This window comes from Geodermatophilus sp. SYSU D00758 (assembly GCF_054049955.1).
Map to the genome: position 1 here is coordinate 92,261 of NZ_JBJGYK010000019.1, position 9,931 is coordinate 102,191.

The 9,931-nt window shown below is 76.1% G+C and carries 10 protein-coding genes; 7 read left to right on the forward strand and 3 right to left on the reverse strand.

Annotated features, from left to right (window positions below):
- Positions 1-13: 13 nt before the first annotated feature.
- From ACI8AC_RS15560 to ACI8AC_RS15570, 3 genes are all read right to left on the reverse strand, one after another.
- The gene (locus ACI8AC_RS15560; protein ID WP_456898699.1) at positions 14-706 is read right to left on the reverse strand and encodes a response regulator transcription factor; all 693 of its coding nucleotides are present in this window, start codon (positions 704-706) and stop codon (positions 14-16) included.
- Positions 703-1,878: a sensor histidine kinase gene (locus ACI8AC_RS15565; protein ID WP_456898700.1), complete on the reverse strand. Its 1,176-nt coding sequence runs from the start codon at positions 1,876-1,878 to the stop codon at positions 703-705. Before ACI8AC_RS15565 ends, ACI8AC_RS15560 begins: the two co-directional genes overlap by 4 nt.
- An 80-nt stretch (positions 1,879-1,958) precedes the next feature.
- A complete protein-coding gene (locus ACI8AC_RS15570; RefSeq protein WP_456898701.1) occupies positions 1,959-2,462 on the reverse strand; it encodes a MarR family winged helix-turn-helix transcriptional regulator in 504 nt (167 codons plus the stop codon).
- An 88-nt stretch (positions 2,463-2,550) separates the two neighbouring features.
- Between ACI8AC_RS15570 and ACI8AC_RS15575 the strand changes: the two genes are divergently transcribed.
- From ACI8AC_RS15575 to ACI8AC_RS15605, 7 genes are all read left to right on the forward strand, one after another.
- A complete protein-coding gene (locus tag ACI8AC_RS15575) occupies positions 2,551-3,117 on the forward strand; it encodes a YceI family protein (protein ID WP_456898702.1) in 567 nt (188 codons plus the stop codon).
- A 212-nt stretch (positions 3,118-3,329) separates the two neighbouring features.
- Positions 3,330-4,532, forward strand: a complete 1,203-nt coding sequence (locus tag ACI8AC_RS15580; protein WP_456898703.1) for an AAA family ATPase — start codon at positions 3,330-3,332, stop codon at positions 4,530-4,532.
- Positions 4,529-5,611: a tetratricopeptide repeat protein gene (locus tag ACI8AC_RS15585; RefSeq protein WP_456898704.1), complete on the forward strand. Its 1,083-nt coding sequence runs from the start codon at positions 4,529-4,531 to the stop codon at positions 5,609-5,611. The genes ACI8AC_RS15580 and ACI8AC_RS15585 overlap by 4 nt, the downstream gene beginning before the upstream one ends.
- A 25-nt stretch (positions 5,612-5,636) precedes the next feature.
- Positions 5,637-5,969: a hypothetical protein gene (locus ACI8AC_RS15590; protein WP_456898705.1), complete on the forward strand. Its 333-nt coding sequence runs from the start codon at positions 5,637-5,639 to the stop codon at positions 5,967-5,969.
- Between the two features lie 98 nt (positions 5,970-6,067).
- Complete coding sequence (gene typA / locus ACI8AC_RS15595; protein WP_456898706.1) at positions 6,068-7,957, forward strand: translational GTPase TypA; 1,890 nt, start codon at positions 6,068-6,070, stop codon at positions 7,955-7,957.
- 258 nt (positions 7,958-8,215) lie between these two features.
- A complete protein-coding gene (locus ACI8AC_RS15600; protein WP_456898707.1) occupies positions 8,216-8,704 on the forward strand; it encodes a DUF5994 family protein in 489 nt (162 codons plus the stop codon).
- Between the two features lie 96 nt (positions 8,705-8,800).
- Positions 8,801-9,781 carry an NAD-dependent epimerase/dehydratase family protein gene (locus tag ACI8AC_RS15605; RefSeq protein ID WP_456898708.1) on the forward strand — a complete coding sequence of 327 codons (981 nt, stop codon included), beginning with the start codon at positions 8,801-8,803 and terminating at the stop codon, positions 9,779-9,781.
- Positions 9,782-9,931 lie beyond the last annotated feature (150 nt).

The following is a 9,931-nucleotide window of genomic DNA, read 5'->3' on the forward strand; positions in this document are numbered from 1 at the left end:
CGGGCCGGCCCTGTCAGGCGTCGCGGAGCAGCTCGGCGGGGGAGACCAGGCCGGTGCGGTAGGCCAGGACGACGGCCTGGACCCGGTCGCGCGAGCCGGTCTTGGCCAGCACCCGGCCCACGTGGGTCTTCACGGTCGCCCCGCCGACGAACAGCCGGCCGGCGATCTCGGTGTTCGTGGCGCCGTGGGCCATGAGCACGAGCACCTCCCGCTCGCGTGGGGTCAGGTCGGCGAGCGCGGCGTCGTCCGCCGCCGCCGGTGCCGCGCCGCCGCGCAGCATCGGCGCCACGTGCTGGAGCAGCCGGCGGGTGGCGCTGGCCGCGATCACCGAGTCGCCGGCGTGCACGGTGCGCACGGCCGCCAGCATCTCCTCCGGCGGCGCATCCTTGAGCAGGAAGCCGCTGGCGCCGGCGCCGATCGCGGCGAGGACGTACTCGTCGAGGTCGAAGGTGGTCAGGACGACGACGCGGGGCGCCCCCGGCCGGGCCGTGACCTGCCGGGTGGCCTCGATGCCGTCCAGCTCCGGCATGCGGACGTCCATGAGCACCACGTCGGCGTGGGTGCCGGCCAGCAGCTGCACCGCCGCCGCGCCGGTCCCGGCCTCGCCCACCACGGTGAGGTCGGGCTGGGAGTCGATGACCATCCGGAACCCGGCCCGCACCATCTGCTGGTCGTCGACGAGGACGACCCGGATCGGCGCGCTCATCGCGGCGCAGGGTAGGGGAGCACCGCGTGCACGCCGAACCCGCCGCCCGGGCGCGGCCCCGCGGTCAGCCGCCCGCCGTGCAGCCGGGCCCGCTCCTGCATCCCGGCCAGCCCCTGCCCGGGTCCGTCGGGGGGCACCGCGGCGGCCCCCCGGCCGTCGTCGAGGACGGAAACCTCGAGCGCGTCGTCCCGCCAGTGCAGCCGCACCCAGGCGCGGCCGGCCGGGCCGGCGTGCTTGAGCACGTTGGTCAGCGACTCCTGCACGATCCGGTAGGCGGCCAGCTGCGGGCCGGCGGGCAGCTCCCGCGGCGCGCCCTCGGCGAGCAGGTCGACGTCCAGTCCGCTGGCCCGCACGTCCTCCACCAGGCGGGGGACGGCGGCGACGTCCGGCTGGGGGGCGTACCGGTCCCCGCCGTCCTCCCGGAGCACGCCGAGCAGGCCGCGCATGTCGGCCAGCGCCTGGCGCCCGGTGGCCGCGATCGCCTCGAGCGCGCCCTGGGCGGCGGCCGGGTCCGAGCGCCCGGCGTACCGGCCGCCGTCGGCCTGCGCCACGACCACCGACAGGGAGTGGGCGACGACGTCGTGCATCTCGCGGGCGATCCGGGCCCGCTCGGCGGTGGCGGCCAGCCGCATCTCCTGGTCGCGCTCCAGCTCCAGCAGCCGGGCTCGCTCGCGCAGGTCGTCCATCTGCCGCAGCCGGGCGCGGCGGAGGTCGCCCAGCGCCCAGGCGGCCACCACGGCCACCCCGATCGACCCCGCAGACACGAGGGTGGCCTCGGCGGCGCCGAACGCGTAGTAGCGCAGCGCCGCGAGCACCGCGCCGATCAGCCCGACGGCCAGCCCGGCCCGGCCGGCCCAGCGCGGGGCGTACGCGGCCAGCGCGTGCACCATGACCAGCGCCGCCACGTTGGCCGGCAGGAAGGTGTCGACCAGGGCCAGCTCCAGCAGGCCGGCCCCCACGACCACCGCCGCGGCGGGGACCGGCGCCCGCCGCCGCCAGGCCAGCGGCACGGTGAGCAGCAGGCCGACCGGGGTCTGCGGGCCGTCGGTGGACCCCGTCGCCGGCAGCAGGACCGTGACCAGGCAGACGGCCGCGGCGATCGCGACGTCCACGCCGGAGGGGTGGTCGCGCAACCACGCCTCCAGGCGCTCGAAGGGAGGCCGGCCGTCCATCGCAGGCGACCCTAGGCAGCATCCGGTCCCCGGTCGTCCACCCGGGGGCGGACGCGCGGGTCACCCCCCGGCCCGACGCCTCAGCGGGGGGAGAGGTGGCGCAGCAGGGTCTCCCCGAGGTCCCGCATGGCCGCGACCTGCTCGGGGGTCAGCTGGTCGAACAGGTGGGTGCGCACGCTCTCCACGTGCACCGGGGCGGCGGCCTCGAGGGCGGCGAAACCCTCGTCGGTGAGGACGGCGAGCTGCCCGCGGCCGTCCTCCGGGCAGACCTGCCGGCGGACCCAGCCGCGCTCCTCCAGCCGGGAGACCGCGTGCGAGAGCCGGCTGCGGGACGACAGGCACCGGTCGGCGAGCTCGCTCATCCGCATCATGCGGCCCGGCGTCTCCGACAGCTGCACCAGGATCTCGTAGTAGGCGTGCGAGATGCCGGTGCCGTGGGAGAGCTCGCGGTCCAGCCGGTCCTGCAGCAGCAGGGTGCTGTAGAGCCACGCCCGCCAGGCCTTCTGCTCCTCGGCGTCCAGCCAGCGGGGCTCCCCGGCGGGGGAGCCGGGGGCGTCGGGGCCCGGGGACGCGTGCGAACTCATGCCCCGAGGGTACTGGCGGAATACTCAAGCCTTCAACTACGCTCTCGACGAGTAGAAGGTCAAGCGCTCAACTACCTGGAGGTTCACCGTGACCAGCACCCTCTCCGCCACGCAGATCCCCGGCTACGTCGCCGGCACGTGGGACATCGACGCCGGCCACTCGACGGTCGGCTTCTCGGTCCGCCACATGATGGTCAGCAAGGTCCGCGGCTACTTCCGCGAGTTCAGCGGCGAGATCGTCACCGCCGAGGACCCGGCCCGGAACAGCGTCACCGCCGTCGTCGAGCTGGCCTCGATCGACACCCGGCAGGAGCAGCGCGACGCGCACATCCGCTCGGCCGACTTCTTCGACGTCGACAACCACCCGCAGATGACCTTCCGGTCCACCGGCGTGCGCGCCGAGGGCGGCGACTGGTTCGTCGACGGCGAGCTGACCCTCAAGGGCCACACCCGCCCGGTGACCCTGGCCCTCGAGCCCAACGGCTTCGGGGCCGACGCCTACGGCGGCTACCGCGCCGGCTTCTCGGCCCGCACCGAGATCAACCGCAACGACTTCGGCGTCGACATCAAGATGCCGATGGACGGCGGCGGCGTCGTCGTCGGCGACAAGGTCGCCATCGAGCTCGAGATCGAGGCCGTGCTCCGCACCGCCTGAGGAGGCCGACCGAGAGCTCACACCCTGCCCGGCGGTCCCGGGCGCGGCCACGACGGAGGTCCCGGTGCCCGCCGGGACCTCCGTCGCGTCCTGGGCACCGGTCGACGGCGCTCCGGTGGCGGGTCCCGGTCCGGCGCCCGGTCTCCCCCCGATGGCTGGTATCCCCCGCGGACACCGCCCCCCGGCCGGTGACGCCGACCTAGGGTCCGCTCGTGTCGACCGACCGACTGCTCGCCAGCCTGCGTGCCGCCGTCGCCGCCGCACCGGACGACGTGGAGTTGCGGCTGCACCTCGCCCGGCTGCTCGGTGAGGCGGGTCGTCGGGACGAGGCCGTGCAGCAGGCTGCCGCCGTGCTGCAGCGGGAGCCGGCGAACGCCGAGGCCCTCGACCTCGTCACCGGGCGGCCGATCGGCCCGGCGGGGGAGGCCGCTCGGGGCGGTCCCGCGGACGTGCTGTCCGACGACGAGGTGCTGCGTCGGCTGGACGCGGAGCTGACCGACGTCGTGCCCCCGAGGTTCAGCGACTGCGAGGACGCGCCGTTCGACCTGGAACGGACCGGGCTGCGGCTGGCCGACGTCGGCGGGATGACCGCGGTCAAGGCCCGGCTCGAGGCGGCCCTGCTCGCCCCGCTGCGCCACCCCGAGCTCGGCCGGCTCTACCGCAAGTCGACCCGCGGCGGCCTGCTCCTCTACGGCCCACCCGGGTGCGGCAAGACCTACATCGCCCGCGCCGTCGCGGGCGAGATCGGCGCGCGGTTCATCCCGGTCTCGCTGGCCGACGTGCTGGACATGTACCTGGGGAACAGCGAGCGCAACGTGCACGCGCTGTTCCGGTACGCGCGGGAGAACGCCCCGTGCGTCATCTTCCTGGACGAGGTCGACGCGCTCGGGCAGAAGCGCGGCCAGCAGCGCGTCTCCGCCATGCGCGGGACGGTCAACCAGCTGCTCACCGAGATGGACGGCGTCGCCGCCGACAACACCGGTGTCTTCGTGCTCGGTGCGACCAACCAGCCGTGGGACGTCGACGTCGCCCTGCGCCGGCCCGGCCGGTTCGACCGCATGGTGCTCGTCCTGCCACCGGACGAGGAGGCGCGCCGGGCCGTGCTGCGCCACCACCTGGACGGCCGCCCGGTCCAGGGGGTCGACGTGGCCGCTCTGGCGGCGCGGACCGACGGGTACTCGGGAGCCGACCTGGCCTACCTGTGCGAGGTGGCGGCCGAGCGGGCCCTGCTGGACTCCGCCCGCACCGGGGCCGCCCGCCCGATCGGCATGCCCGACCTGCTCGCCGCCCTCGCGGAGGTCCGCCCCTCGACCGGCCCCTGGTTCGACACCGCGCGCAACGTCGCCGAGTTCGCCGACGAGGACGGCACCTACGACGAGCTCGCCGGGTTCCTGCGCAAGCGGAGGGCGTGGTGAGCCGGCCGGCAGCGGCCACGTCGCTGGACCGGATCACGGCGCTGTGCGACCTGGGCCGGTTCGACGAGGCGGTGCGAGCGGCCGCCCGGTACCTGCGGACCGACCCGCAGGACGTCCAGGCGCTCTGCCTCCTGGCGTTCGCCCACCTGGGCACCGGCAACCCGGCCGAGGCGCTGAGGGCCGCCGGGGCCGCCGCCGGGACCGCACCCTCCGAGGAGTGGCCGCACCGGCTGGCCAGCATCGCGCTGCAGCAGCTCGGGAACCCCGCGGCCGCCGTGGCCGCGGCTGCCGCCGCCGTCCGCGCGGACCCGCACTCCGCACTGCCCCGGGTGCGGTTCGCGGACGCGGCTCGGGCCCACGGCGTCGACCTCCCCGCCGCCCGCCGGGCCGCGGAGGACGCGGTCGCGCTGGACCCGCAGCTGGTCGAGGCGCACCTGGCCGTGGGGGACGTCGCCGTGGAGCAGCGGCGTCGCGGCGACGCCGCGGCCGCCTTCCGCGCGGCCCTCCGGCTGGATCCCCAGTGCGCCGCCGCGCACCACGCGCTGGCCACGCTGCGGGTGAGCGGCCCGCACCCGGCCAGCGGCGCGCTGCTCGCGGCGGCGGCCTCGGGCTACGCGACCGCGCTGCGCGCAGACCCCACCGCCCCGCAGAGCCGCTCGAGCCTCGACCTGGTCGTGGCCGACGCCGTGGCACGGACGTGCGTGCTCGTCGTCCTCGCCGCGGTGTGGGGGGTGGCCTTCGGGATGGATCCGGACGCGCCCCGGGCCGCGTCGTGGGTGCCGCTGGTGCTCCTGGTGGTACCCGTGGCGTTCGTGCGCCAGTTCGTCGTCCGGCTCACCCCGGCGGTGCGCGCCGTGCTGGTGAGCCGGCTGCGCCGTCCCTGGCCCGGTCTCGCGCTCGCCGGCTTCGCGGTGGCGGCCGCTCTGCTGGCCCTGGGTGCAGCGGTGCCCGCGCTCGACGCCGTCGCGGCCTCCGGGGCCCTGCTCGTCGCGGTCGCGGTCCGCGTGGGGCTGGGCGCGCACGTCCGGAGGGCCGGCCTCGTGGCGTCCCGTCCGCGCCGGCGGCCGCGGGGCAGCTGACCGGCCGACTGGGACACTGGTGGACATGTCGTCGCGCACCTTCCCGTCGTCCCTCCTCGTCGCCGTCGGCCTCGCGGCCGGCTTCGGCATCGCCCAGGGCACGGGCGTCCGGGCGCTCGGGGGCGCGGTGTTCGCCGCGGCCGGCCTCGCCGCCGGCTGGCTCTGGTACCGGCGGCGCGGCGTCCCGACGGCTGCAGGGCTGGGCGCGGTGTACCTGGTGGCGTTCGTCCTGGCCCACGTGCTGGCCCTGGGGGCCGGCCTGCCCGCCTGGCTCGCGGTGAGCCTGGTCACGATCGCCGCCGCGGGGATCACCTCGGCGGTGGCCGACCGCCCGCGGACGGCGGTCGCCGCTCGCTGAGCGCGTAGCCTGGGAAGGTCGCCGGGCCGGCGGCCGTTACCCGAGATGCCGCGTGCCGACGCCGCGGCGTCCCCGAAACCTCCGAGGTGCCCTCCCGCATGCCCACCCGCGACGACCTGCGCAACGTGGCGATCATCGCCCACGTCGACCACGGCAAGACCACGCTGGTCGACGCCCTCCTCCGCCAGGCCGGGGCGCTCGGCCGGGCCAAGGGCGAGGGCACGGACGCCGACACGACCCAGGACCGCGTCATGGACTCGATGGACCTCGAGCGCGAGCGCGGCATCACCATCCTGGCCAAGAACACCGCCATCCGGCTCGCCGACGCCGACGGCAACCCCGTGACCGTCAACATCGTCGACACCCCCGGCCACGCCGACTTCGGCGGTGAGGTCGAGCGCGGGCTGTCGATGGTGGACGGCGTCGTCCTCCTGGTCGACTCCTCCGAGGGCCCGCTGCCGCAGACCCGCTTCGTGCTGCGCAAGGCGCTGGCCAAGCGGCTGCCGGTGATCCTCGTGGTCAACAAGACCGACCGGTCCGACGCCCGCATCGCCGAGGTCGTCGACGAGACCTACGAGCTGTTCATGGAGCTGCTCGAGGACAACGGCATGGACCCCGAGGCCCTCGAGTTCCCGATCGTCTACTCCAACGGCAAGACCGGGCAGGCCTCGCTCACCCGGCCGGCCGACGGCACCAGCCCCGACAGCCCCGACCTCGCCCCGCTGGTCCAGACCCTGCTCGAGACCATCCCGGCACCGACCTACGACGCCGAGGAGCCCCTGCGCGCGCAGGTCACCAACCTCGACGCCTCCCCGTACCTGGGCCGGCTGGCGCTGCTGCGCATCCACTCCGGGACGATGAAGAGCGGCCAGCAGGTGGCCTGGTGCAAGACCGACGGGTCGGTCTCGCGGGTCAAGATCACCGAGCTGCTGGTCACCGAGGGCCTCACCCGCACCCCGGCCGAGAGCGCCGGTCCCGGCGACCTGGTCGCCATCGCCGGCATCGAGGACGTCATGATCGGCGACACCCTCGCCGACCCGAACGACCCGCGGCCGCTGCCCCCGCTCACCGTCGACGAGCCGTCGATCTCGATCACCATCGGCATCAACACCTCGCCGATCTCGGGTCGCTCGGGCAAGAAGCTCACCGCCCGCCTGATCAAGAACCGGCTCGACCAGGAGCTGGTCGGCAACGTCAGCGTGCGGATGCTGCCCACCGAGCGGCCCGACACCTGGGAGATGCAGGGCCGCGGCGAGCTCGCGCTGGCGATCCTCGTCGAGCAGCTGCGCCGCGAGGAGTTCGAGCTGACCGTCGGCCGGCCGACCGTCGTCACCAAGGAGATCGACGGGAAGCTGCACGAGCCGGTCGAGCGGGTCACCATCGACACCCCCGGCGAGTACGTCGGCACCCTGACCCAGGCGCTGGCCACCCGGCGCGGCCGCATGGAGAACCTGGTCCACCACGACACCGGCTGGGCGCGGATGGAGTACGTCGTCCCGTCCCGCGGGCTGATCGGGTTCCGGACCGAGTTCCTCACCGAGACCCGCGGGACCGGCGTCCTCAACCACAACCTCGAGGGCTACGAGCCCTGGACCGGCGAGATGCGCGCCCGGCCGACCGGCTCGCTCGTGGCCGACCGGCAGGGGGTGGCGACGTCGTACGCGATGTTCTCCCTGCAGGAGCGCGGCTCCCTCATGGTCGCGCCGGGCACCGAGGTGTACGAGGGCATGATCGTCGGCGAGAACTCCCGCCCCGACGACATGGACGTCAACATCACCAAGGAGAAGAAGCTCACCAACATGCGGTCCTCCACCGCGGAGGAGCTCGAGCGCCTGGTGCCGCCGCGGATCCTGAACCTGGAGCAGGCCCTGGAGTTCTGCGCCGAGGACGAGTGCGTGGAGGTCACCCCGGCCGCCGTGCGCGTCCGCAAGGTGATCCTCGACCAGACGGAGCGGGCCAAGTCCCGCAACCGGAAGCCCAAGGTCTGAGGGAGGGCCTCCTCGCGCCCCTGCCAGGAGGCCGGGAGGCGCCGTCACGGCGACACCACGGTCCTCGAGCCCGGGGCACTGACCGACCGCCGACCGGCCGGGGCGTCGTGACCGAACCGTGACCGGACGTGATGACGAGCCGGAGGACGGCGACCCGCCCGGTCCCGGCTCGCCGGGTGCCCCGGTGCCCCCCGCCTACGGTCGGACGGGGTCGTCTCCCCGCGGCCCCGGGAGCGGAGAAGGAGAGGGCGGACCTCGATGAGCAGTGCGCAGGTGCCGGGCGGTTTCCGCGGCGGGATCGACGTCCGGGTGAGCGTGCGCAGCGATGCGGGTGCCGGGGAGGCGGCCTTCGACGGGGCCTGGTTCCCCCGCAGCCGCGACCTCGCCGTCGAGGTCCCGGAGCTCGTGGCGGCCCTGGAGCGCCACGGGATCCGGGTCGAGCGGTTCACCCACCCCATCGAGCCGTGGCTGCCCGCGCCGCGCAAGGTGGTCGTCAACGGCCGGGTGGTGCGCACCGGAGGGTTCCGCAGCATGGACCCGAACCTGGTGTGCCTGAGCTGGGCCGGCGGCAACCGGCGCGGCAACCTCCTCGTCGTCCCGCCGGAGACCGACGTCATCACCGGCTCGCGGGCGCTGCGCCTGTGCACCCGCCGCAACCTGCCGCGCTCGCCGCAGCTGGTGCTCGCGGCCGCGCGCACCGCGCCCGTGCCGCACGTCGTCGCGCAGGTGGAGTCCCGGGCGGTCTGAAGCAGCCCCCTCCGGGGGTGGGCCGCTGCAGGGGCGGCCTTGCGCCGTCGGCGAACCGGCTGGACGGCGGGGCGGGTGCTCGGCTGGGGTGCTCCCATGCGACTGCTCGTCCTCGGCGGCACCCACTTCCTCGGCCGGCACGTCGTCGCGGCGGCGCTGGACCGCGGGCACGAGGTGGCGACCTTCACGAGGGGCGTCTCGGGCGCCCCGCCCGCCGGTGCCCGCGCCCTGCACGGTGACCGCGACGACCCGGCGGCGCTGCCCGCTGCGCTCGGTGACTGGCTGCCCGAGGCCGTCGTCGACACGTCCTGCCAGACCCGGGCGGCGGCCCGCAACGCCGCCGCGGCGCTGCGCGGGGTCCGCGGCTACGCGTTCGTCAGCAGCCTGAACGCCTACGCCGGCTGGCCGCCGGGGCCGATCGGCCCCGAGGACGGCGAGCCGACCTGGGACAGCGACGCCGAAGAGTACGGCCCGGTCAAGGCCGAGGCGGAGCGGGTGCTGGCCGCGGCGCACCCCGGCCGCTTCCTCACCGCCCGCGCCGGGCTGATCCTGGGCCCGTCGGACGTCGTGGACCGGCTGGGCTGGTGGCTGCGCCGGATCGCGGCCGGTGGGCCGGTCGTCGTCCCGGACGCGCTGGACCAGCCGATCGCCGCTGTCGACGCGCGCGACCTGGCCGGCTGGCTGGTCGACGCGGCCGCCGCCGGGCGGGCCGGGGCGGTCAACGCGACCGGCCCGGCCGGGATGGCAACGCTGGGCGGGCTGCTGGAGCTGTGCCGCGAGGTCACCGGCGGGGACGCCGACTGGGTACCGGTTCCCGAGGAGGAGCTGCTCGCGGCCGGGGTGGAGCCGTGGGTGCACCTGCCGCTGTGGCTGCCGCGGGGGACGGCGCGGACGGCGTGGGACGTCGACACCACCCGCGCCCGCGAGCTCGGCCTGCCCAGCCGCCCGCTGCGGGAGACGGTGGCCGACACCTGGGCGTGGCTGCAGACGGTCGACACCCTGCCCGAGCCGCCGCACCGGCTGCCCCGCCCGGGCCTGCCGCGGGAGCTCGAGGCGGTCCTGCTCGCCGCCCGTTGACGGCGCCCTGCCCGCCCGTGATCAGGTGAGCTGGTCGTGGGGGGGGGGGGGGGGGGGGGGGGGGGGGGGGGGGGGGGGGGGGGGGGGGGGGGGGGGGGGGGGGGGGGGGGGGGGGGGGGGGGGGGGGGGGGGGGGGGGGGGGGGGGGGGC